The following is a 23,415-nucleotide window of genomic DNA, read 5'->3' as shown; positions in this document are numbered from 1 at the left end:
CTGGGGAGGGCGTCTGGCGTTAGAAGACGGGCATGCCCGCACTCGAAGACGCCATCGCGCTCGCGGTGGCCGCGCATCAGGGCCAGCGAGACAAGGCCGGCCAGACGTACATCCTCCACCCGCTGCGGGTGATGATGCGGCTGGACACGGACGAAGAGCGCACCGTGGCCATCCTCCACGACGTGGTGGAGGACACGCCCTACACGCTCGAGCGCCTGCGCGAGCTGGGCTACGCGGAAAACGTCCTGGGCGCGCTGGACGCGCTCACCCGCCGCCAGGACGAGACGTACGAGGCCTTCATCGAACGGCTGCGCCCGCTGGCGCTCGCCCGCCGCGTGAAGCTGGCGGACCTTGAGGACAACATGGACGTGCGGCGGCTGGCAGCGGTGACGCCCAAGGACGCCGAGCGCCTGGCCCGCTACCGCGCCGCCTGGGCCCGCCTGCGCGAGCCCTAGAAGACACGACGGCCCGGAGCGCCACGGGGGCGACTCCGGGCCGTAGTGCTACCAGCGCCCGCCGAGGAAAGCAGGGTGCCGGTTCCTTCCTCTCCGCGCTAGCCCTTGGCCAGTTGGCGGAGCACGTACTGCAAGATGCCGCCGTGGCGGTAGTAGTCGAGCTCGTTCGGCGTGTCGATGCGGCACACCACCGTGAACTCCTTGGTGCCGCTCTCGCCCGTGGCCTTCACGGTGAGCTTCTTCTGCGGCGCCAGGTCCTGCGCCACGCCGGTGATGTCGAACTTCTCGTGGCCGGTGAGGCCCAGCGACTGCGCGTCCTGGCCCGCCTCGAACTGGAGCGGCAGCACGCCCATGCCCACCAGGTTGGAGCGGTGGATGCGCTCGAAGCTCTTGGCGATGACGGCCTTCACGCCCAGCAGCATGGTGCCCTTGGCCGCCCAGTCACGGCTGGAGCCGGTGCCGTACTCCGCGCCCGCCAGCACCACCAGCGGCGTGCCCTCCGCCTGGTACTTCATGGACGCGTCGTAGATGCTCATCCGCTCGCGCGTGGGGATGTGGACGGTGACGCCGCCCTCCACGCCCGGGACCAGCAGGTTCTTCAGGCGGATGTTGGCGAAGGTGCCGCGCACCATCACCTCGTGGTTGCCGCGGCGCGCGCCGTAGGAGTTGAAGTCCTTGGGCTCCACGCCGTTGGCCATGAGGTACTTGGCCGCCGGGCTCGTCTTGGCGATGTTGCCCGCGGGGGAGATGTGGTCCGTGGTGACGGAGTCACCCAGCAGCGCCATCACGTGCGCGCCATGGATGTCCTGCGTCGCCTTGGGCTCCTTCGGCAGGTTGTCGAAGAAGGGCGGCTTGCGCACGTAGGTGGACGTGTCGTCCCACTGGAACGTGGAGCCCTTGCCCACCGGCAGCTGCTGCCAGAGCGCGTCGCCCTCCATGGCGTTGGCGTACTGGCTGCGGAACTGCTCCGGCTTCACGGAGGTGCGGATGACCTCCTGAATCTCCTCGTTGGTGGGCCAGATGTCCTTGAGGAACACGGGACGTCCGTTGGGGTCGGTGCCCAGCGGCTCGTTGTCCAGGTCCATGCCCACTTCGCCCGCCAGCGCGTAGGCCACCACCAGCGGCGGGCTGGCCAGGTAGTTCATGCGCACGTGCGGGTTGATGCGGCCTTCGAAGTTGCGGTTGCCGGACAGCACCGCGGCGACGACCAGGTCCCCCTCGGTGACGGCGTTGGCCACGGGCTCCGTCAGCGGACCGGAGTTGCCGATGCACGTCGTGCAGCCGTAGCCCACGATGTGGAAGCCCACCGCCTCCAGGTAGGGCAGCAGGCCGGCGTCGCGCAGGTACTCGCTGACGACGCGGCTGCCCGGGGCCAGGGACGTCTTCACCCACGGCTTCGGGTTGAGGCCGCGCTCCACGGCCTTCTTGGCCAGGATGCCCGCGCCCACCAGCACCGCCGGGTTGGAGGTGTTGGTGCAGGACGTAATCGACGCAATCACCACCGCGCCGTGGCCCATCTGGTAGCTCTGGCGGCCGTTCTTCACCGTGACCGTCTGAGCCAGACGCTCGGGCGGCACCGCGGCGGCGGCGGCCTTGCCCTTGCCACCCTCCTCGTCCTCGCCCTTGCTCTTGCCGGCCGACAGCATCTCCACCAGCGACTTCTCGTAGCCGGACTTCATGTCCTTGAGGGGCACGCGGTCCTGCGGGCGCTTGGGGCCGGCGAGGCTGGGCACCACGGTGGACAGGTCCAGCTCCAGCGTGTCGCTGAAGATGGGGTCCTCGGCGTCGTCACGCCGCCACAGGCCCTGCTCCTTGGCGTAGGCCTCGGTGAGGGCCACCAGGTCGTCAGGACGGCCGGTGAAGCGCAGGTAGTTGAGGCTCTCCTCGTCCACCGGGAAGAAGCCGATGGTGGCGCCGTACTCGGGCGCCATGTTCGCGATGGTGGCGCGGTCCGGCAGGGACAGGTTCTTCAGGCCGCTGCCGTAGAACTCCACGAACTTGCCCACCACGCCCTTCTTGCGAAGCATCTGCGTGACGGTGAGCACCAGGTCCGTGGCGGTGGCGCCCGCGGGCAGCTTGCCGGAGAGCTTGAAGCCCACCACCTGCGGAATCAGCATCGTAATCGGCTGGCCCAGCAGCGCGGCCTCCGCCTCGATGCCGCCCACGCCCCAGCCCACCACGCCCAGGCCGTTGATCATCGTGGTGTGGCTGTCGGTGCCCACCAGCGTGTCCGGGTACACGGTGCTGCCCTGGCGGAACGTCACGTGCGCCAGGAACTCCAGGTTGACCTGGTGGCAGATGCCGATGTCCGGCGGAACCACGCCAAAGCCCTTGAACGCGCTCTGGCCCCAGCGGAGGAACGCGTACCGCTCACGGTTGCGCTCGAACTCCAGCTCGGCGTTCTCCTTGAACGCGGCGGACGTCGCGAAGGAGTCAATCTGCACCGAGTGGTCGATGACCAGGTCGGCCGGGTTGCGCGGGTTGATCCTGTCCGGGTTGCCGCCCATGGAGGCCAGCGCCTCACGCATGGCCGCCAGGTCCACCACCGCGGGTACGCCCGTGAAGTCCTGGAGCAGCACGCGGGCGGGGTGGAAGGAGATTTCCACGTCCGGCGTGGCCTTGGGGTCCCACGCCAGCATCTTCTCCACGTGCTCGCGCTTCACCACACGACCGTCCTCGTGGCGCAGCAGGTTCTCCAGCAGGACCTTCAGCGAGAACGGCAGGCGGTTCACCGCCGGGTGGGTTTTCGCCAGCTTGCCCAGGCTGAAGAGGTCATAGGTGGCAGAGCCCACCTTGAGCTGGGACTTCGTGCCGAAACTGTCGGTCATGTGTGTTGCCGTCCTTCCTTGCGCGGGATGCGGGAACTTCTAGGCCCCCCGTTGACGCGTTGCAAAGGGTTCCTGCGAGCGCATTGAGGGCCGGACGCTTCGAGCCGCGGGTGTGCAGCCCCGCTCATCGGAACCATGCGGCCCGCTGAGGACCGGACAGGCGTGGCTCAAATGATTTTGCGAAGCAGAGACAGTGCCCGCTCCAGCAGCTTCTGCCACAGGGGCCGGCGGCGGAACTCCGCCAGCGTCACCTCGCGGCAGTCCCCGCAGTCGCCGCGGAAGGAGTCCTCCAGTTGCTGCCCCAAGCGAGGGTCGGCGAAGACCGCGTTCACCTCGTGATTGAAGGCCAGGCTGAGGCGCTCCAGGTTGAATGAGCCGATGGTGCCCCACACCCCGTCCACCACGGCCGTCTTGGCGTGCAGCACGCCGCGCTGCCACTCGAAGATGCGGACGCCCGCGCCCAGCAGCCGCTCGTAGAAGGCCCGGGCCATGAACTCCAGGATGGGGTGGTCGCTGCGAGCGTTGAGCAGCAGATGGACCTCCACCCCGCGCCGGGCCGCCTCGCGCAGCGCCATCACCATGCGCCGGTCCGGAATGAAATAGGCGGCGGCCACCAGCACGCTGCGCCGGGCCCGGCGGATGGCGTGCAGGTAGGCCCGGTGGATGCTTCGCCGACTGGACAACACCACCAGCCCCACCGCGCCGCGCCGAGGCGGAGGGTTGCGCAGGCGCTCCAGCCGCCGGGTCAGCCGGTGGAAGCGGCCCTGGAACATCATCCGCCACGTGGCGGAGAAACACCGCTCCAGTTCGTGGACGGCCGGCCCTTCGATGCGCAGCACATCGTCCCGCCACGCCGCGCCCATCTCCGCGGGCGCCCAGTGGGCGGAGATGTTCACCCCACCGGTGAAGGCCACCTCGCCGTCCACCACCAGGATTTTGCGGTGGTCCCTCCGCAGCAGGTGCCGCAGCCCGCGTGACAGGCTGAAGGGCTTGAAGGCGCGGATGTCCACGCCCCGCGCGCGCAGCCCTGCGAAGAAGCTCCGGCGGCTCGTCCAGGAGCCCACCGCGTCGTACAACACCTTCACGTGCACGCCGCGCTCGGCCGCCTCCGCCAGCGCCTGGCCAAACAGTTCGCCGACGGCGTCGGAGACGAACATGTACGTCTCCATACGGACATAACGGCGCGCCCCGCGGATGGCCTCCAGCATCGCCGGGTAGGCCTCCACGCCGTCGCGCAGCAACTGGCATGCGTTGCCCTGCACCACCCCGTGGCGGCGCGGCAGGTAGTAGCGCGTCAGGAGCCCCCCGGAGACGCCGGGGCTCCACACCGGCCCATGCTCCGGCACGGGCGCTGGGGGCGTGGGCGCACGCCGCGGCGCGCCCGTGTCCACTTCCCCCGACTGCTCGGTCAACGCCTCCTGGTCACGCATGGCCTCCCAACGGTGCGGATGCCCGCGCGACCCGGCAACCCGAGCCGCATCGCAGCCCGTCTTCCAGTGCCAGCCGGTGTCCGGAAGCCAACGGGACAATCCCGCGACTTCACGGACACCGGAAAGCCGTGGCGCAGCCTAGAGGCCGTACTCCGCGCGCTTGGCGTCCGCGCGGGTGGCGCACGGCTGGTCGAACTCCGGGAAGTACTCCTTCACGTGGTCCAGGGTGGCGGAGGCGCTCTTGTAGTTGCCCTGGTTGTAGTAGCCCTCCACCTCCAGCAGCAGCTTGGAGCAGGTGCGGTCCAGCTCCTGCTGCGCCGCCTTCATGCGCTCCTGGGCGTCGTAGTAGAGGTCGGGCTTCGGCTCCGGGTGGGCCTCCAGCATCAGCCACGACACGCGGAAGGACTTCCAGGCCTCGTAGCGGTTGCGAGCGCCGATGTCCGGCGTCTGGAAGTGCTTCAAGCCCCGCTTGTGGTACTCGGTGGCCTCCCGCACCAGTTCCTCGGGCAGCAGGTCCGGCAGGAGCGCGCGCTCCACCCAGATGTTCCAGATGACCCACGGGTCTTCGCCCGGCGGATTCTTCACGTTGTCGAAGATGATGCGGTTGGGCTCGCCCTTCTTCAGGTGCTGCGCCGGAATCATCAGTTCGATGGAGCGGTCCTGGCTGGCCAGCGTGTCGGGCGGCACCTTGCCCACGTCCACGCCGTTGACGCTCACCACGACCTCGTCCTTGGAGATGCTCTGGGCCTGGTAGTGAAGGATGACCACCGCGCGCGTGGCGGCGGTGTACTCCCACTCGAAGACCTTCATGTCCGGGCGATCCCACGTCACGCCCGGCCCCAGGCCGAACGAGTCGCGGATGGGCTGGCCGGTCAGCATCGAGGGCTCCTCGCCCACCGGCTGACCGTCCTCGCCGCTCAGCACCAGCCAGTAGAGGACGCCGAACAGCGCGAGCACCATGGCCACGCCGCCACCGATGATGCCGGTGCGCACGCCCTGGCTGGCGTCCGCCCAGAAGAGCTTCGCGCTGGACACCACGCCGGGGGACTCACGCCGGATGCGCGCGCGCTCCGCCGCGGACAGGCCACCACCGCCCGAAGCGGACGGCGCCGGACGGGCCCGGGCCGGCGGGGGCGAACTGGACGGCCGCTTCGCGGGCGGTGCCGCTGGCGCCGAGCGCTCGATGGCCGCCGGCCGTGAGCCGCTCTGCCCCTGGGACACGGGGCGCAGGGCCTGCAGGTTGGAGCGGGTGGCACCCTCGCGGATTTCGTTCAGCTCCTCCTGGTCGGCACCTTCCGGGGCCAGCGCGACGCCCTTGTTGCGCTGCCGCTTCAGGGAATCCAGGGAGACGATGCGCGTGCTGCCATCGCCTTCCTGGGCGCCGGCGGGGAGCTCTTCTTCGCCCGTGGCCGGCTCGTCCGTCAGCATGGCGAAGATGAATGTCACCGGCCCCAGGGTCAGCTTGTCGCCGTCCTCAAGCACCTGCGTCTTCACCGGACTGCCGTTGATGAGCGACCCGTTGGCGCTGCCCTGGTCCTCGACGGCGTAGGCATCACCGTCGAGGAAGATGCGGCAGTGGCGCCGGGACACACCCGGGTCGAACAGCGCGACGTCGCAATCCGTCGAACGGCCGATGAGAACGGAGTCCTGGTCGAAGACGAACTCCTTACCGGCTTCTCTACCCTCGGAGATCGTCAGCTGGAAAGGCATGGGGGGTTACAATCCTACAGAGGCCCGCGCCGCTCGGGCAACGGCCGCGCGCGCGGAGGCCGGTTCCATGACCTGCGCCTCGCCACCGAAAGACAGGACCCACTGGGTGAGCCAGCGTTCGCTGTCCCCCGCCACCAGCACCTCCACGCCCCCGTCGGCAAGCGGGCGGGCGTCCTGGCCGAAGCGCTCCTTCACATAGGGTGCGGCCACGGGGGAGAAGCGCACGCGCACCGAGGAGTCCGTCAGGCCCCGCGCCGGGTTGGGCACGTCCGCCCGGGCGTCCGCGGGCGGCTGGAAGGACACGTCCGTGACGAGGATGTCCTCCATCCGGTCCAGGCGGAACAGGCGCGCGTCCTGCCGGGTGTGGCAGTAGCCCTGCAGATACCACTGCCCCCGGTGGCTGAGCAGCTCGTAGGGGCGCACGGTGCGCGGCTCCGGCGACCGGCCGGGGCTGGCATAGCCGAACGTCACCTCCAGGCGCTCGATGATGGCCCGGGTGAGCGGCCCCAGGGCCTGGGGCGCCTCCGTGGACGCATCAATCTTCCGGTACATCTCCCGGTAACGCTCGCGGGTGGCGGGCGGCAGCACGCGCTCCAGCTTCTGGAGGGCGCTCTGCAATGCGTCCCCCGTGGCCGGCCGCAGCAGCTCCGCCGACGCGGCCAGCGCCGCGGCCTCGCCCGGCGTCAACCGGGGCGGCGCGAAGAGGCGCTGGTCCAGGTCCACGTAGACGCGGTCGTTGTCCACGTAGATGTCGATGTAGTCGTCCGGGTTGAAGGGCGGCCGGCCCACGCAGGTGAGCAGGTCCAGCTCCTCCAGCAGGTCCTCGCGGCTGATGTTGAGGGCGCGCGCGAGCGCGTCCACCGTGACGCCGGGGTGCTTGGAGACGTAGGGAACCAGGAACAGCAGGCGGCGGAGCCGCTCGTGGACGTTGCTCATGTGCTCACCTTGTCCAGCGAATCGTCGTGGCACGACACGATGCGCGAGGCCATCTCCCGCAGACGCGCCTGCGCCCGCTCCGGGCCCTCCACGCGGCAGTCCGGCCCCAGCGCCAGGCAGAAGCGCATCAGGCCGTCCACGAACGTGACCGGCAGCCGCGCCCGCACCGCCCCCTCCTCCGCCGGCTCCAGCGTGGCGCCGGGCAACAGGCTCGCGGCCCGCGAGGCGAGCGTGCCCGACAGGTGGAGCACCACCTCCTCCTGCTCATGGAAGCGGTGCTGCCACGGGAAGTACGCCACGTGGGCCTCCAGCGAGAAGTCCGCCGGCACCTGGAAGTCCGGTGTGCGCGGGCGCGCCGTGTTCACCTTGAGTTCGCGAATCCGGTGGACGTGGAAGGTCCGCAATTCCTTGCGCAGGTGGCAGTACCCCACCAGCGTCCAGGCGCCGCGGCGCAGCGCCAGGCCATACGGGTCCACCCGCCGCTGCGTGGTGCCCGCCTGCTTGGGGCTGGCATACGTCAGGTCCACCCACTTGCGGGCCGCGCACGCATCCCAGAGCTGCTCCAGGCGCGCGGAGATCTCCTTCTCCTGGCCCTCATGCACGGAGCCCAGCTCCATGCGCACCCGGGGTGTAGGCAGGGATTGACCGGCGAAGAAGCCGATCTTCCGCAGCGCGTGCGCCAGGTCATCCCGGCCCGGGAAGGCCCCCGACGCCAGCGCCGCGGAGCCGGCGGCGTAGAGCACGGCCAGCTCCTCCTTGGAGAGGTCCGCCTCCGGGAGGTAGTAGGCGTCCCGGTCGACGATGTAGCCGTCCCGGCGCTCGTCATCTCCTTGCACGTACGTCAGCGGAAAGCCCAGCTCCACCAGCTCCGCCTTGTCGCGCTCGAACTTGCGCTCGGCGGCATCATCGGAGCCGCCGTAGTCACCAGGGAAGTGCTCGCGCAGCTCGGCCCAGGAGATGGGCTCGCGTGCGTCGAGCAGAAGGGCCACGAGGTCGAGGATGCGTTCAGTGCGGTCCATTGGAAAGGTCGGCGACGATGCCGGGCGGACCCGAGAGGGTCAAGAAGTGGACGTGTGGGTGGGAAACAGGTGAGAGGGCCGCTCGCGTCCGGCGAGATAGCCGGACGCGCCTGAACAAACAAGCAGGTAATCACCTGTACGCACGGCTGTACTCATTGCGGCTGGCAACGACTTGGGCGGGGGGCTCGCACTGCGGGCATGATCTGGGTTATTGCTGCTCCATTCCGTGGAAGTGGAAGCGACGTGGACAGGCCTGCCTGTCCGGATGCCGCACGGCCGAAGCGGCGAGCGGAGCCTCCGAAGGGACTCACGATGAGCGGCATCACCCTCGTCCGTAATGTGGTGGCCGGGTTGGCGATGTTCGTGGGCTTCACGAGCATGGCCGCGCCTGCGCCCGTGCGCGCGGAGCCCCTCTACTTCGCCGTCGAGGTCCGCCGTGACGGGCGGCTGGTGGCCCAGCCCAAGCTGCTGGGCGAGACGGGCCGCACCCTTCGCGCCGAGCGCCGCCGTCCGGGAGCGCCCCTTCCCGACTACCGGCTGGTCCTCACGCCCAAGGCCGAAGGCCAGTCCTTCCTCCTCCAGCTCGACCTGCTCCTGCCCGAGGCGAAGGGCCACTCCGAGCTGGCGCTGCTCCACGGCCAGGAGCGCAAGCTCCAGCTTGGCCGCGTCCCCGGAGAGCTCGAGGTCTCCCTGCTGCTGATGAAGGTGGACTCGCCGGAGTTCCGCGCGCTCATGCAGTTGGGCGAAAGCGGCGGCAAGTCGCTGTCCACCTCGTCCATCTGAGCAACGCCCTGCCCGGCTACAGCACGGCCAGGTCGTCGCGGTGCACGGCCTCGTCGAGGTAGCGGTAGCCCAGCACCGCTTCGATGTCCGCCGTGCGATGTCCGGCGATGCGTCGCAGCTCGTTGGCGTCGTAGGCCGCCAGCCCCCGCGCGAACACGGCCCCCTCCGCGTCCACCAGGTCCACCGGGTCTCCGCGCCCGAAGTCCCCCTCCACGCCGCGAACGCCGCTGGGCAGCAGGCTGCGCTTGCCGGTGACAATGGCCTCGCGCGCGCCGGCATCCACCGTGAGCGTCCCGCGTGCGCGCAGGGCATGGGCAATCCACGCGGCGCGGGCACTGCGGCGGCTGCCGGTGGGTTCGAAGTGGGTCCCCACGTCCGCGCCTTCCAGGACGGCGCGCAGGCGGCCGGGCACGGCGCCGGACGTAATCACGCAGTGAATGCCGGAATCGGACGCGCGCGCGGCCGCCCGCACCTTGGTGCTCATCCCGCCCGTCCCCACCCCGCTGCTCGTACCGGTGGCGAGCGCCAGGACCTCGGGCGTCACCTGCATCACCGTGGCCAGCAGCTCCGCGCCTGCGTCGCGCCGGGGGTCTCCGGTGTAGAGGCCCTCCACATCCGACAGCAGGACGAGCGCGTCGGCATCCACCACGCCGGCCACCAGCCCCGCCAGCGTGTCGTTGTCACCGAACTTCAGCTCGTCCACGGAGACGGTGTCGTTCTCGTTGATGACGGGGACGACGCCCGCCGTCAGCAACCGCTCCAGGGTGTGCTTCACGTTGAGGTAGCGGCGGCGCTCCTGCACGTCCTCGTGGGTGAGCAGCACCTGGGCCACCGCCTTCCCATGCGCGGCGAAGGCCTCTTCGTAGGCCTGCACCAGCCGGCTCTGCCCCACCGCCGCGCACGCCTGCTTGCCCGGGATGTCGCGAGGGCGCGAGGGCAGGCCCAGCCGCTCGACCCCCAGGGCAATGGCCCCGCTGGACACCACCACCAGCTCGCGGCCCTGCGCGGCCCACAACAAATCCTGGCCCAGCGCATCGAAGTGCTGACGGTTGAAACGTCCGGTGGCGTTCGTCAGCGCGTTGGTGCCGATTTTCACCACCACCCGCCGGGCGGAGCGTAGGGCGGTGCGTCCCGTGGAAATCGAACTCACAGGGCGTCAGCGTAGGTCAGAAATGGAAGACGCGCGCGTCCGGCGTGTTTTCCCCACAGCGGCAGTCATAAAGTCGTACGAAAAAGGTGGGGGCCCCAATGCCTCCGCCAGGAGAGCACGGTTTGAAGGAAATCTACGGCAACACCCTGGGCCTCAAGTCGAGCGAACAGCACCGGTTGCGCAACACCTTCCGCCGGCGCGTCCCACCGCACGAAATCGTGTCGCCCGAGCTTGCCCGGCATCTCACCGAGCTGTCGCGTGAGCTGAACCGGCAGGTGGGTGTGCTCGTCAACCGGAAGGGAGAAATCGAGCACGTCATCGTGGGCAACGCTCACAAGCTCGAGCTCCCGGACATCGGCCGCGCCCGCGCGGGCCAGGTGCGTCTGCGTGGCCTCCGCCTGGTCCACACCCACTTGAAGGGCGAGCCGCTCACCAAGGACGACCTCACGGACCTCGCGCTGCTGCGCCTGGACTGCGTGGCGGCCGTTGGCGTGGGCCACGAAGGCCTGCCCGGCGTCCTGCACTACGCCTACCTCATCCCGGAGAACGGCTCCGGCGACTTCTGGCACGTCGAGACGCTGCCCTCCGTCCACGTGGCGCAGCCGGACCTCATGGACACGCTGGGCGCGCTGGAGGAGGAGTTCAACCGCAAGGCGGCGTCGCGCAAGGTGGGCGGCCGTGAGAAGGCCATCCTCGTGGCGGTGTGCCTGGACGGCAACCGCGCCCTGGCCGAGTCCAGCCTGGCGGAGCTGAAGGAGCTGGCGCGCACCGCGGGCGTGGAGGTCATCGACTCCGTGCTCCAGGTGAAGCGCGAGGCGGACCCGCGCTACCTCATCGGCCGCGGCAAGCTGGAGGAGCTCAACCTGCGCTCCATGCAGACCATGGTGGACCTGCTCATCTTCGACAAGGACCTCACCCCGTCCCAGGGCCGCCACATCGGCGAGGCCACCAGCCTCAAGATCCTGGACCGCTCACAGCTCATCCTCGACATCTTCGCGCAGCGCGCGCAGAGCGCCGAGGGCAAGCTCCAGGTGGAGCTGGCACAACTGAAGTACCGGCTGCCACGGCTGGTGCAGAGCGACGATTCGCTCAGCCGGCTCATGGGCGGCATTGGCGGACGAGGCCCAGGCGAGACGAAGCTGGAGATCGACCGCCGCCGCGTGCGCGAGCGAATCACCCACCTGGAGAAGCGCATCGACGCGATTGGCCGGGAGCGCAGCGTGCGCCGGGCCCAGCGCAACCGGCGCGAACTGCCCGTCATCTCCATTGTCGGCTACACCAACGCCGGCAAGTCCACGCTCCTCAACGCGATTACGAACGCAGAGGTGCTGGCGGAGAACAAGCTGTTCGCCACGCTGGACCCCACCAGCCGGCGGCTGCGCTTCCCGCAGGAGCGGGAGGTCATCATCACCGACACGGTGGGCTTCATCCGGGACCTGCCCAAGGACCTGGTCGCCGCCTTCCGCGCCACGCTGGAGGAGCTGTACGACGCCAGCCTGCTGCTCCACGTCGTGGACGCGGCGGACCCCGCCCGCGACGAGCAGGTGGAGGCGGTGGAGAACATCCTCGAGTCGCTCGACTTGATGGAGAAGCCGCGCCTCATGGTGTGGAACAAGGCGGACCTGCTTCCGCCGGACGAAGTGGCGGCGCTGCTGCGCACGCGGGGCGGCGTGGCCATCAGCGCCGCGACCCGCGAGGGCCTGGCGACGCTGCTGGCCAAGGCGGACACCACGCTGTTCGCCGAAGGCGCCACCGAGGCCATCGGCGCCATCTGAGCCCGCGGTTGCCGCGCAGGCACGGCTCCCCGTAGAGTCGGGGGGCCGTGTCGACTCCATCGCTCACACCCCTGCTGCTGGCCCAGGCTGACTACGCGAAGCCTGTGTCCTCTCTGTCTCCGAAGTACTTCGAGCTGCTGGAGCAGAACAGCCACATCATCTACCCCGTCCTGGCGATTCTGACGCTGGTCATCATCGCCGCGGGCGTCCTCCAGGCGTGGCGCACGCAGGACCTGGACGGCCTCCAGAAGAACGAGTTCAAGCGCGCCATCGTCAACGAGCTGCGCCGCAACATCAGCGGCATGCCCGGTGACTTGCTGGCGAAGTCCGTGGGGCTGGACCGGCTCAAGACGAACCGCCTGCTGGAGCAGATGCAGCAGGAGGGCCTGGTGGTGAGCCACACCAACTCCCAGCGGCTCACCGTGTGGCGCGTCCGCGGCGCCACGCCGGACGCCGCGCCGCGCCGCTACTGAAGGCCGCTCAGACGCCCGCCAGCTCCGACTTCGGCTGGCGCGTCATCAGGTCCACCACCGCCGTGCGCGCGCTCTTGCCCTCGTGGGCAATCAGGTACACCTGGTGGCAGATGGGCAGCTCCACGCCCGTCTTGAGCTCCAGTTCGTGCGCACTGCGGGCCGTCTTCACACCTTCGGCCACTTCCTTCATGTCCGCGAGGATGTCCGGCAGCTTGCGGCCCTTGCCCAGCTCCATCCCCACGTGCCGGTTGCGGCTCAGCTCGCCGGTGCACGTCAGCACCAGGTCGCCCATGCCGGACAGACCGGAGAGCGTCAGCGGGTTGGCGCCCTTGCGCACCGCCAGGCGCGTAATCTCCGCCAGGCCGCGGGTGATGATGGCCGCGCGCGCGTTGTGGCCCATGCCTAGGCCGTCCGCCATGCCAGCGGCAATCGCGATGACGTTCTTCAGCGCGCCGCCGTACTGCACGCCCACCACGTCCGTGGAGGTGTAGCTGCGGAACGTCTCCGTCTGCAGCGCCTTCTGGCAGCGCAGCGCCACCTTGTCCCAGTGGGAGGCGATGGTCACCACCGTGGGCATGCGCCGCGCCAGCTCCTTGGCGAAGCTGGGGCCGGACAGCACCGCGAGGTACGGGTGGAACTCCTCCGGCAGGCAGTCCTCCAGGAGCTCCGTCATCGTCAGCAGCGTCCCGTTCTCGATGCCCTTCGACACCGTAACGATGGGGACATGGCGCGGCAGGTACGCCTGGGCCTTCGCCACCACCTCGCGCGTGGCGTGGCTGGGCGTGGCCAGCACCACCAACTCCGAGCCCACGAGCGCCTCCTGGAGGTCATTCGTGGCGCGCACGCGCTCCGAGATGGGGATGCCCTTCAGGTAGGTGGGGTTTTCGTGCTGGGTGTTGATGGCCTCCACCACGGAGGACTCACGACCCCACAGACGAACCTCCTCGCAATTGACCGCGAGCACGTTCGCCAGGGCGGTACCGAAGGAGCCGGAGCCGATGACACTGCCACGCATGGAAGACCTCGCTAGAAACCAGTCACGACGCCAAAGGTGATGACGGGCATGAAATCCGTCTCGTCAGGCCGGGTCCGGATGTCCCCGCCAATCGTCAGAGCGTAGGACGTTTTCTCACTCACGGGGATTTCCGCGCCCAGCCGCACCGGAAAGGCGCCGGACAGCTCTACGTCAGGGGGCAGGCCGCCCAGCGGCACCCCTTGAATGGGCTCGGTGTCCAGCGCCATCAGGTAGCGGACGTCCAGGAACAGTCGCGGCGAGCGGGCGCCCGGGAGTTGGAGATTGCCGACGATGCCGGGCAGCACGTTCCAGTTGCGACGTCCGCTGTAGTAGCGCGCGCCCCGGTCCTCCACGCTCGCGGGCCGCAGGAAGAAGGCGTGGCTGCCCTCCACCGCCACGCCCACGCTCCACCGGGGCCCGCCGTCGAGCACCATCCACCGCGCGCCCACGCGCAGCTCGCTCATCAACCCGTAGGCGCTGTCCACGCCGGCCAGCACGTCCACGCGGCGATGGACGCCCACCGCGACTCGCGCGGACACGATGGGAAAGCCCAGGGCCAGGCCCACGGCCATGCCCCCTGCCCCCACCGTCTGGGCGCCGAGCAGGCTCACGCGGTTGGGGACGGGCGGCGGCCTGACGGGGGCCGGCGGCGGCCGGGGCGCGGGGATGGCGGCCTCGTCGACAGGCACCAGCGGCGGAACTTCGGGCAACTGGGGCAGCGTGGCCGCGTCCTCCTCCTCGGGGACAGCGGTGGCGCCCGGGAAGGACTCCCAGGCCGCGTCGTCCGGAGCTTCGTTGCGAGCGGGCGCGGGGACCTGGCCGGGCTGCGCCCAGGAGGTGTCCGGCGCCGGGTTGCGCGGAGGCGCCCCAGGAGGCTCCGCTGGCGCAGAAGCCGTCGCGGGCGCGGTTCCCGAGGGCACACGTGCCGGAGCCCCGCCTCCAGACGCAGGCGCTCCTGGCTGGGACGGCGCGGATGCTTTCGACGAGCCCGCCGATGGGACACGCGCCTTCGAAGCCTCGGCGCCCGACGCCCTTGGCTGCGACGGCACGGCAGCCAGGGGAGCGCCCTCCGCCGGACGAGCCTGGACGTCTCCCACCAGGGCAAACACGAGCAAGGGCAAGGAGGGGGCGGAGCGCATGGTGGGAAGCCTCAGCTTAGTCCGACGGGCGTATAAGGCACGAGGCAAGCCCGCCCGCTCGGAGGCCAAACCGGGCCGGCGTCCGGAAGCGGGCAGCGACATGCGGGAAACGTCGCCGCGCGAGGCATCCTCCGGTCTACCATCCGCGCCGCTTCGGCAGGCGCACACGGGAGTCACACGGGATGAGGGCTGGAGGGCGCGCGGCATTGTTCATGGCACTGGCACTGGCGGCATGCCGGAGCCGACCTTCCGACACACCCGCGGTGGACGCGGGCACCCCAGCGCCCCCCGCCGAGCGCGCGGCGCTTCCCGACTGCGAGGTGCTGCTGCCCGCGGACGACCGCGAGCTGATGCTCCCCGGCTTCACCATGAAGCAGGAGCGCGCCTGCCCGACGTGTGGCCCGCTGTGCAGCTTCCGCTCGGACGCGGAGCCCGGCCTCGCCGTCTCCATCACCTGGGACTGCAACGCCCGCTACGCCCAGTCGGACATCCACGAGTTGATGGCCCCCACCCTCCAGGCCGGCGGCGTGGAGGTGCCCGCGCTGGGCCGTGCCGCGGTGCGGCGCGCGCCCGCCCAGGGCATGTCCCAGGTGCTGGCCTGGGATGACGACACGGACTGCGCGGTCGTCGTCACCTGGCTGGGCGGTGAGACGGAGCGGGCCGTGGAGGTGGCGCGCTCGGCGCTCATCGCCACCAAGCCCGCCGTGCTCGACGCGGGGACTCCCGGTGCCCCAAAAGAGGACGCGGGAGACTCCGGCGAGCCCTGAGGCCCCCCGGACAGATTCCGTCCCCTACAGCGTGAGCAGGTACTCCACCAGGTCGTCGACCTCGGTGTCGGTGAGCTGCGCCGTCATGCCGTGCCGGTTCGACTCGCGGCCCTGCATCAGCCGGTCCTTCAGCGACACGGCGCTGCCGTCATGCAGGTACGGCGCGGTGCGGGCCAGCCCCAACAGCGACGGCGTGTTGAGCCCCTGCTTGCGCACCACCGGGTCATCCTGGAGCAGCCCCGAGGTGACGAAGGTGCCCACGTCGGCCTGCGTGTTGAGGGTGAAGTGCGCCCCTCCGTGGCAGGTGTCACACGCGGCCTTGCGGAACACGGCCTCGCCGCGTGTCTGCGCGTCGGTGAGGACGTCGGCCCTGTGCGGGTTGTCCGGCGCGGGCAGCACGTCGATGAAGTCGGACAGCTGCGCCACCATGACGCCGTCCAGCACCGTCCCACCCATGCGGTGGCGCACCGTCGCGTCGAGGAAGTCCCGCATGGTGGAGAACTCGCCGCTCCAGTGGAACGGCCCCGTCTTCGTCATGCTCCGGCCCGCGAGGCTGGGCGTCTGACGAGGCCCGTCCGGGAAGCCCCAGACGTGGCCGTCCTCGCGGCCATCGGGATGGCAGCTCGCGCACGACGCGCCCACCGACGTACTGGCCATGCGCGAGTCCAGCGCGCTGAAGAACAGCTTGCGGCCCGCCACCTCGTTGGGCGCCAGCACGTCCCCGGCGATGGGCAGCGGCGCGCCGTCCGTGCGGATGTTGGCGGTGCCACCCGCGCCGTCGCTCACCAGCGTCGTCACTGTGTGGTCGAACGCGTTGTAGACATAGGCCTTGCGCCCATCCCGCGTCATCGCGATGCCGGTGGGGCCGGAGCCCACGCGCACCAACTGGCGCACCGTGCTGCCCAGGCCCGACCTCAGGTCCGAGCCCGAACGGCGCCCCGTGGGGATGATGGCGACGTTGTCCGTCTCCCGGTTCACCACGAAGGCCCACAGGCCCGTCGGGTCCACCACCGCCGCCACCGGCCCCTGGATGGGGTGCGTCGACTCCGGGCTGATGATGGTGGAGGGCGGGAAGTCCGGTGACAGGTCCGGCGGCGGACGGCACCGGTCCAGGTCATCCACCCGGGGCGAGCCCGTGTCCGTGTCGAAGGTGACCAGCCCTGGCGCCACCACGCCGCCCGTGTTGCAGGGCCCACCACCGCCGTAGAGCGAGCCCCCGCTCGGCGCCGTGGGCGTCCCGTCTGGAGACAACGGGTCCTCCCGCGCCCACATCACCGTCGCCAGCGCGCGCTCTCCATCCGGCGTCACCGCGACGCTCGACATGCTGCGCGGCTGGAAGCGGATGTCCGCGGGCGGAAGCCGCGGCGACAGCCCGTTCGGGGACGCGGCCACGTTGTCCCGGACGTTGGCGCGCGCGTACAGGTCCGTCTGCTCACGCACCACCCGGGGCCGGTCCGCGTCCGTCAGGTCCACGGAGACCAGGTCGCCCTGGCGAAAGCGGGTGATGAGCGCGCGCTTGCCGCCCTGCGCCAGCGCAATGCCCCGGGGCTCATCCCCCACCGGCAATTCCCAGCGCACCGACAGCGAGCGTGTGTCCACCGCCATCAACGAGCCGTGGCTCGACGTCGCCAGCGCGGTGCTGTTCACCACGTACAGCGTGTCCCCGGCGGGCGACACCGACAGGCCCACGGGCTCCACCCCCACCGCGATGCGGGCCGCCTCGTTCCAGTCCCCCCGGCGGATGACGGACACGCTGCGCGAGCCGCGATTGGAGACGTAGACGGTGTCGTCCGGCCCCACCGCCACGCGCTCGGGAAGGAGGCCCACCTTCACCTCGCCCACCTTTTCACGACGCGCCGTGTCCACCACGGCGAGGACGCCATTGTCCGAGTCCACCACGTAGAGAAAGGCGTCATCCCGGCTGAGCGCCACCGAGCCCGACGCCTGGGTCCAGGTCGCCTGGGCGTCGCGGTCTTCACACGCCGGAAGCGCGAGCATCGAGGCCAACACCGTGGCCAGGACCATCCGTCTCATGGAGGGGTTCCCTTCCTCGCGGCAGCCCGTCCCACCCACCAGACACCGGGCGGCCGCGTCCTGAGCGGGGAAGAAGGCGGCCGGCCCACGTCGCACGCCTGCCCCGCGGCCGCCCATGCTTGCACCAGAATACCCCCGAAGTCGATGACGTCCGCACACACTCCAGGTGGGTGGTGCACACTCCCTGTCGCGGGCGTGGATGAAACGCCACGAGCGTGTAGCGCCGGGTAGGGGTAAAGGAGAGGGGTCGTGTCCCGCACTCCGCCCCGATTCCTCAACTTCCGGCGCACGTTCGCGCTGCTCATCGTCCTGGTGGTGGTGCCATCCGCCGGCCTGTCCGGCTTCGGGGTGGTGGCCATCATCAACGAGCGCGCGGCCGTGGAGAAACGGCTGGAGGCCGCCTGGCGCGGCACGCTGGAGTCACTGTCGGAGGAACTGCCGGGCATCCTCGCCTCGGCGAGCCTGGAGCCGGTGAATGGCCAACTCCAGTTCATCCTCCCCGACGGGCAGCCCGTGTCGGAGCCGGACGGCGCATTCCAGTTGGAGGACGGACAGGTCCGCACCCGGGACCCCCAGCTGGCGGAGGCGCTCGCCACCGTGGTGCCCGAGGCGGGCGGACTGCCCACCGAGCCCACCGTCTTCTCGCTCACCACGGGCGGGCGCGCGGTGCTGGTGGCCGCCGAGCGACGCGGCAGCGTGGTGCACGGCGTGCGGCTATCGGTGCAGCAGTTGGAGGCCCTGCTGGCCGAGCGCGTGGACCCCCGAGCCGTGTCCAGCGAACCGGTGCGCTTCGCCCTGCTGCCCGTGCCCCGGGAGCCCTCCGAGGGCGGACTGATGGGGCGGCTGGTGTCCGAGGTGGCGCAGGCGCGCGCCAGCGCCCTGGGGCCCACGGGGCTCGCTGAGCGCGTGCTGTCCTCGCCCCTCCAGGACTTCCGGCTGGTGGTGCTGCCCACCGGCGAGGACCCGGTGGCGCGCGCGTCCACGCGCAACCGCGTGCTGTACGGCGTGCTGCTGGGCGTGTTCTACCTGACGCTCACCTTCGGCGTCGTCTACACCGGCCGCGCGCTCTACCGTGAGGCGCAGCTCTCGCGGATGAAGACGGACTTCGTGTCGCTGGTGAGCCACGAGCTGCGCACACCCCTCACGTCCATCCGCATGTTCATCGAGACCCTGGCCCTGGGGCGGCTGAAGGACCCGGCGCAGACGCAGGAGGTGCTCACCCTGCTGATGCGCGAAACGGAACGCCTGTCCATCTTCGTCGAGCGCGTGCTGGACTGGGCGCGCATCGAAGGCGGGCGCAAGGTGTACCAGCGCGAAATCGTGCCGGTGTCGGAACTCGTGAACGCGGCGGTGGAAGCCTTCCGAACCCAGCGCATGGAGGACGGCGTGGACCTGACGGTGGAGGTGTCAGACGGCTTGCCCGCGCTGGACGTGGACCGGGCCGCGGTGGCCGGCGCGCTGCTCAACCTGCTGCAGAATGCCTACAAGTACAGTGGGCCGGACAACCGCCGCATCACCCTCCAGGTCCGGGGCAGCGGCAAGGGCGTGGACCTGACGGTGGAGGACAACGGCGTGGGCATCGCTCCGCAGGAGCGCACTCGCATCTTCGAGCGCTTCTATCGCGTGGACAACCTGCTGACGCGCAGGACGGAAGGCAGCGGGCTGGGGCTGGCCATTACCCGGCGCATCATCGAAACCCACGGAGGCCGCATCTCCGTGCAGAGCGAGCCAGGCAAGGGAAGCCGGTTCACCATCCACCTGCCGGCGGGGAAGGCATGAGCGACAAGACGCGGAGCATCCTGGTCGTGGAGGACGACCTGTCCATCCTCACGGGCCTGTCCATGAACCTGCGCTTCGAGGGCTACGAGGTGCTCCAGGCCCAGGATGGCCGCACCGGCCTGGCGCGCGCGCTGGACGAGTCGCCAGACCTGGTGGTGCTGGACGTCATGCTGCCGGAGCTCAATGGCTTCGAGGTCCTCAAGGAGCTGCGCCAGCGCGGCCGGGACACGCCCGTCGTCGTGCTCTCCGCCAAGGGCATGGAGACGGACAAGATTGTCGGCCTCAACCTGGGCGCGGACGACTACGTGGTGAAGCCGTTCGGCCTCCAGGAGCTGCTGGCCCGAATCAAGGCCGTGCTGCGCCGGCGCTACCCCTCCGCGGGGGCGGGTTCGCCGCCGCCGGTGACCTTCGGCGACGTGAGCGTGGACATGGCCGCCCGCACGGTGGCACGCGCGAGGACGCCGGTGGAGCTCACCGCGCAGGAGTTCAAGCTGCTGGCGCACTTCCTCGCGCACCCTGGACGCACCTTCACCCGCGAGGAGCTGCTGTCCGGCGCGTGGGGCTACCACTACGAAGGCAGCGCCCGCACCGTGGACAACTTCATGCGCCAGCTGCGCCTGAAGTTCGAGCCCGACCCGGAAGCCCCCCGCCACTTCCTCACCGTGCGCGGACTGGGCTACCGCTTCGAGCGCTGACGGGCGCTCACGTTCCGGCGATGCCGATGTGGCGCGAGTCCTCCAGGTCGAAGGGCTTGCCGTCGAAGCGGCCGTAGCGCTCGCGCGGCACCAACCCCGCCGCGGTGAGCGCCGCGTCCAGTTCCTCCGGCGTGAAGTGCCGCAGCTTGAGGCGGCGGATGGGGCTGGGCCCACCGGGCGCACGCCGCTCGCGCAGGTGGAGGGTGAAGAGCGGGCGGCGAGGCTCCAGGCCGGCGCTGGGCGCCTCGTCGTCTCGGGGGATCACGGGCTCGCGGGGCGTGTTGAGCACGTCGTAGACGAAGGAGCCATCCGGCGTGAGGTGGTGGCGCACCGTGGCGAGCAACGCCTCCAGGTCGTCCTTTCCCGGCATCAACCCCAACGCGTGCTGGGGCGCGAGCACCAGTGGGAAGCGCTCGTCCAGGCGCAGCGAGCGGAGGTCCGCCACCAGGAAGCGCGCCCTGCGTGAGACGTCCTCGGGTTCCGAGTTCCGCCGCTCCTCGGCGGAGCGAATCATCACCCCCGAGGGGTCCACGCCCACGGCGTCATAGCCATCTCCCGCCAGCGCCCACACCACCCGGCCATTGGCGGCTCCCAACACCAGCACGGGCCCGCCATGCTCGGCCGCCTGGCGTGTGTAGAACAGGAGGTCCGGCTCCTGAGCGACAAGAGAAAGTGGCATCCGGCCCCGCGCGTCATGACCACCCATTCGAGGAAGGAAGTAGCACGAATCCGGCCTCGCCCGGGACAGGCACGTACACACGCTGGGAAGCGGATTACCCACATCGTGTCCGGCGCCCGACGGACACACCACGCTCCAGGGCTGCTCGTGCTGGCACCGTCCTTGCGAACGAACGGGGATTGAACACGACGACCCACTTCGGGCCAGTCGGCTTTTCAGCGGGGAACGGTGACGAGATGAAGCGCGGATGGGGATGGGCGGGCGCGCTCTTCGTGGCGGGTTGGGTGTGGACGGGCTGTGGCTCGGGGGATGGCGCGACGGGCACCGAGGGCATGGACGTCCCGCCCTCGGAATTCCCCCAAGCCCCGGAAGGCGATGCAGGCACGCCGGACTCGGGCACGCTGGACTCCGGGACACCGGACGAGCCCGACGCGGGAGAACCGGATTCGGGCACGCCGGACGACGACGGTGGCACGCCGGATTCGGGTACGCCGGACGACGACGGTGGCACGCCGGACGGGGGCCCCGTGGAAGTGCCCCTGCCCACGCCTTCCGCGGCGAACTGGGAGTTCTTCGGCCGCGAGGCGGGCGGCCCCCGCTTCATCCACGGCGTGAGCGCGGACGCCTCCGGTAACATCTGGGTGGCGGGCGGCGAAGAAGGGCTCTTCCTGATGAAGAAGGGTGAGCGCACCTTCCGGCGTTACACGATGGCGGAAGGCCTGCGCCCGTACGGCTACATGCCGGACGGCAGCGCGCCGCCGGGACCGAAGTACCTCAAGGTCATCTCTGTCGCGGGCGCTTGGAACGACACCGTCTTCGTCGGCTACGAGGGCATGCCGGGCGACGGCGCGCTCCACTGCGAGAACAACTGGGACAGCAACGTACCGGACCCCGCGCGATACAAGAGCGGTGACGCCGACCGTGTCTCACTGCGCGCGGACGGCACGCTCGACGTCGTGCACTACGACATCTTCTCGGGACCGAACGTCGTCGACGCCGAGCTGCGAGGCCGCGAGAAGCTCTGCAACATCTGGCGCATCGCCTATGACGCGAAGACCAACAGCGTCTGGTTTGGCGCCAACCACGGCTTCGCCCGCGGTGATGCGGACTACCGGGGCGACCCGACGTGCAACGGGCAGTTCCACTGCTGGGGCGTGGAGGAGCACTCGCACCCGGGCATCAACGCGTACATCTACTCGAACCCCACGGCGGACCGGGCCCAGTACGGAGAGGACCGGAGCCGGTGGAGGGTTCAGCCCGCGCTGCTCACGGATGCGTACTGGGGCCTGGGCGTGCGTCCGGACGGGGACGTCTGGGTCGGCGGCGCCAACCGGACGACACGCTACTTCTACGGCACCGTCGCGAACGATTTCTGGGAGGGCCAGACGCGTACGGAGTCCCGGGCCTCCGCATGGAACCGCATCGACATCTGGAAGGACGCGGTGGGCGAGGAGCGCTACTCCCGTCCGGAGCAGCGCACGGATGACCTGGTCTCCGGCATCGCCGTCGTGGGCACCTCCGCGTGGGTGGGCTCCTTCGGCCACGGCCTCGCGGAGCTGAACGACAACGGCCAGGTGGTGCGCACGCTGAAGAACGAACTGGCCGCGCCGCACGTGGCCAGCGTGGCGGCGGACCTGGCCAACGGCAGCATCTGGGCCGGTCACAGCTGGGGCGGCGGCCTCTCCCGTGTCCGGGGCGGCTCCGTCTCCCACTACGGCCTCTCCGTGTTCGGGCGTGAGCTGTCCAGCATGCGCGTGCCGGACATCCAGGTGGACCGCTCCGGCCCGCGGCGCCGCATCCTGGTTGCCTTCCAGGGCTCTACGCTGAGCGACGGCACCGTGATGCCGGGCACCATCGGCATCTACTCCGGGGAGTGAGTGGTCCTTCGAATGGAACGTGGGCGGCGGCCGGGCTTCTTCGCGGGAGCCCGGTCGTCGCCTGTTCGCGGATCGTGGCTACCTGTACCAGGGGTACGTCAGGTTGGCCGGGAGCAGGAAGCCCCACCCCGCATCGATGACGATAGGCGCTTGGCCGGGCTTGCCATACACCTGCACCGGTACTTGGGTGACACCTTCCTTGTATGGGTACTGCAGCGGTTTGTCCCCCTGGAGGAAATGCACGTTCCGGAGCACCACGCGCTGTTGCTCCGGGCTGTACAGGGTGGCGACGAACAGGAAGTGCTCGTCATCTCCCGGCACTCGCTTGCGCTCCACCGTCATCAGCAACGACGTCCGTTCATCGGACTCCACGCTTCTCACCAACCTCCGCGTGTAGCGGGGCGCCAGCCAGAAGGCGGCCAGACCGATGACAATCAAGAGACTCCCCCAGATGGGGAGCTGGGCGCTGAACGGCCATCGGAACCTTCCGGAATCGAGCGCCCGCTGGAACGATGACGCGCCGTAAAGCACCGCCAACGTCCCCAACGCCACGCCCACGCTGGCCCAGCGGAAGGAGCCCGCGAGGCGCTGTCGCAGCGCATCAATCAATTCGTCACGATTCCCCTGCACGGGCTTCACCTTGGGACGCGCATCCGTCACCCCAGAGGACCTCCAGGTTCACTGACCCGTGTCCTAAACCGCTCCGCTTCGTGCCGATAGCCTCCGTCGACCGCGCACCGGCCCTGCCGGGCGTGCAAATTCCGCCCGTCGCGGGCCGGCGGACTTCCATGAGCCGCCGTGCGGCGACGCCGGACTGCCCGCTCGCCTTCGTCACGCCCCGGGAGCCCGCCCCGCCCACCTCCGACCGGTC

Annotated in this window: 19 protein-coding genes; 8 read left to right on the top strand and 11 right to left on the bottom strand. The window is 70.1% G+C overall.

The features are described from left to right. Positions 1-32 precede the first annotated feature (32 nt). Positions 33-455, top strand: coding sequence for an HD domain-containing protein (locus FMQ63_RS19260; RefSeq protein WP_011551481.1), 423 nt, complete (start codon positions 33-35; stop codon positions 453-455). A 98-nt stretch (positions 456-553) separates the two neighbouring features. Here FMQ63_RS19260 and acnA read toward each other — a convergent pair whose 3' ends face one another. The 5 genes from acnA to FMQ63_RS19235 form a co-directional block, all read right to left on the bottom strand. Further along, entirely contained in the window at positions 554-3,283 is a 2,730-nt protein-coding gene (gene acnA, locus FMQ63_RS19255; protein ID WP_011551480.1) for an aconitate hydratase AcnA, read from the bottom strand. Between the two features lie 167 nt (positions 3,284-3,450). Beyond that, a complete protein-coding gene (locus FMQ63_RS19250) occupies positions 3,451-4,713 on the bottom strand; it encodes a phosphatidylserine/phosphatidylglycerophosphate/cardiolipin synthase family protein (RefSeq protein WP_225909780.1) in 1,263 nt (420 codons plus the stop codon). Positions 4,714-4,851: 138 nt separating this feature from the next. Beyond that, on the bottom strand, positions 4,852-6,423 hold the full coding sequence (locus FMQ63_RS19245; RefSeq protein WP_011551478.1) for an FHA domain-containing protein: 1,572 nt from the start codon (positions 6,421-6,423) through the stop codon (positions 4,852-4,854). A 6-nt stretch (positions 6,424-6,429) separates the two neighbouring features. Then, a complete protein-coding gene (locus tag FMQ63_RS19240) occupies positions 6,430-7,359 on the bottom strand; it encodes a YafY family protein (RefSeq protein ID WP_011551477.1) in 930 nt (309 codons plus the stop codon). After that, positions 7,356-8,378 carry a YafY family protein gene (locus FMQ63_RS19235; RefSeq protein ID WP_011551476.1) on the bottom strand — a complete coding sequence of 341 codons (1,023 nt, stop codon included), beginning with the start codon at positions 8,376-8,378 and terminating at the stop codon, positions 7,356-7,358. Before FMQ63_RS19235 ends, FMQ63_RS19240 begins: the two co-directional genes overlap by 4 nt. A 312-nt stretch (positions 8,379-8,690) precedes the next feature. Between FMQ63_RS19235 and FMQ63_RS19230 the strand changes: the two genes are divergently transcribed. Next, entirely contained in the window at positions 8,691-9,161 is a 471-nt protein-coding gene (locus tag FMQ63_RS19230; protein WP_225888583.1) for a hypothetical protein, read from the top strand. Between the two features lie 16 nt (positions 9,162-9,177). Here the strand turns inward: FMQ63_RS19230 and proB are convergent, their stop codons facing one another. Further along, positions 9,178-10,311, bottom strand: a complete 1,134-nt coding sequence (gene proB, locus FMQ63_RS19225; protein WP_011551474.1) for a glutamate 5-kinase — start codon at positions 10,309-10,311, stop codon at positions 9,178-9,180. 122 nt (positions 10,312-10,433) lie between these two features. Between proB and hflX the strand changes: the two genes are divergently transcribed. Both hflX and FMQ63_RS19215 read left to right on the top strand, forming a co-directional pair. Further along, positions 10,434-12,086 (top strand): GTPase HflX, encoded by a 1,653-nt coding sequence (hflX, locus tag FMQ63_RS19220; RefSeq protein WP_011551473.1) that lies wholly within the window; start codon positions 10,434-10,436, stop codon positions 12,084-12,086. Positions 12,087-12,133: 47 nt separating this feature from the next. Next, the gene (locus FMQ63_RS19215) at positions 12,134-12,559 is read left to right on the top strand and encodes a hypothetical protein (RefSeq protein WP_011551472.1); all 426 of its coding nucleotides are present in this window, start codon (positions 12,134-12,136) and stop codon (positions 12,557-12,559) included. 7 nt (positions 12,560-12,566) lie between these two features. Here FMQ63_RS19215 and FMQ63_RS19210 read toward each other — a convergent pair whose 3' ends face one another. Both FMQ63_RS19210 and FMQ63_RS19205 read right to left on the bottom strand, forming a co-directional pair. Continuing rightward, positions 12,567-13,574: an NAD(P)H-dependent glycerol-3-phosphate dehydrogenase gene (locus tag FMQ63_RS19210; protein ID WP_011551471.1), complete on the bottom strand. Its 1,008-nt coding sequence runs from the start codon at positions 13,572-13,574 to the stop codon at positions 12,567-12,569. An 11-nt stretch (positions 13,575-13,585) separates the two neighbouring features. Beyond that, positions 13,586-14,494: a hypothetical protein gene (locus FMQ63_RS19205; RefSeq protein ID WP_020477758.1), complete on the bottom strand. Its 909-nt coding sequence runs from the start codon at positions 14,492-14,494 to the stop codon at positions 13,586-13,588. A gap of 401 nt (positions 14,495-14,895) precedes the next feature. Between FMQ63_RS19205 and FMQ63_RS19200 the strand changes: the two genes are divergently transcribed. After that, the gene (locus FMQ63_RS19200; RefSeq protein ID WP_011551469.1) at positions 14,896-15,480 is read left to right on the top strand and encodes a hypothetical protein; all 585 of its coding nucleotides are present in this window, start codon (positions 14,896-14,898) and stop codon (positions 15,478-15,480) included. Positions 15,481-15,504: 24 nt separating this feature from the next. Here FMQ63_RS19200 and FMQ63_RS19195 read toward each other — a convergent pair whose 3' ends face one another. Beyond that, positions 15,505-17,514: a c-type cytochrome gene (locus FMQ63_RS19195; RefSeq protein ID WP_011551468.1), complete on the bottom strand. Its 2,010-nt coding sequence runs from the start codon at positions 17,512-17,514 to the stop codon at positions 15,505-15,507. A gap of 249 nt (positions 17,515-17,763) precedes the next feature. On the opposite strand from FMQ63_RS19195, the gene FMQ63_RS19190 reads away from it, so the two are divergent. Both FMQ63_RS19190 and FMQ63_RS19185 read left to right on the top strand, forming a co-directional pair. Then, on the top strand, positions 17,764-19,293 hold the full coding sequence (locus FMQ63_RS19190) for a cell wall metabolism sensor histidine kinase WalK (protein ID WP_011551467.1): 1,530 nt from the start codon (positions 17,764-17,766) through the stop codon (positions 19,291-19,293). After that, positions 19,290-19,988, top strand: coding sequence for a response regulator transcription factor (locus FMQ63_RS19185; protein ID WP_011551466.1), 699 nt, complete (start codon positions 19,290-19,292; stop codon positions 19,986-19,988). Before FMQ63_RS19190 ends, FMQ63_RS19185 begins: the two co-directional genes overlap by 4 nt. 7 nt (positions 19,989-19,995) lie before the next feature. Here the strand turns inward: FMQ63_RS19185 and FMQ63_RS19180 are convergent, their stop codons facing one another. Next, positions 19,996-20,694, bottom strand: coding sequence for a bifunctional 2-polyprenyl-6-hydroxyphenol methylase/3-demethylubiquinol 3-O-methyltransferase UbiG (locus FMQ63_RS19180; protein WP_026113835.1), 699 nt, complete (start codon positions 20,692-20,694; stop codon positions 19,996-19,998). A gap of 209 nt (positions 20,695-20,903) precedes the next feature. On the opposite strand from FMQ63_RS19180, the gene FMQ63_RS19175 reads away from it, so the two are divergent. Beyond that, positions 20,904-22,544 carry a hypothetical protein gene (locus FMQ63_RS19175; protein WP_043611747.1) on the top strand — a complete coding sequence of 547 codons (1,641 nt, stop codon included), beginning with the start codon at positions 20,904-20,906 and terminating at the stop codon, positions 22,542-22,544. Positions 22,545-22,622: 78 nt separating this feature from the next. Here FMQ63_RS19175 and FMQ63_RS19170 read toward each other — a convergent pair whose 3' ends face one another. Then, the gene (locus FMQ63_RS19170; RefSeq protein ID WP_011551463.1) at positions 22,623-23,204 is read right to left on the bottom strand and encodes a hypothetical protein; all 582 of its coding nucleotides are present in this window, start codon (positions 23,202-23,204) and stop codon (positions 22,623-22,625) included. Positions 23,205-23,415: the final 211 nt, after the last annotated feature.

It is taken from the genome of Myxococcus sp. CA005 (assembly GCF_006518205.1).
Taxonomy (GTDB): Bacteria; Myxococcota; Myxococcia; order Myxococcales; family Myxococcaceae; genus Myxococcus; species Myxococcus xanthus.
The sequence above is the reverse complement of the archived record's forward strand: the minus strand, read 5'-3'. Positions and strand labels throughout refer to the sequence as shown.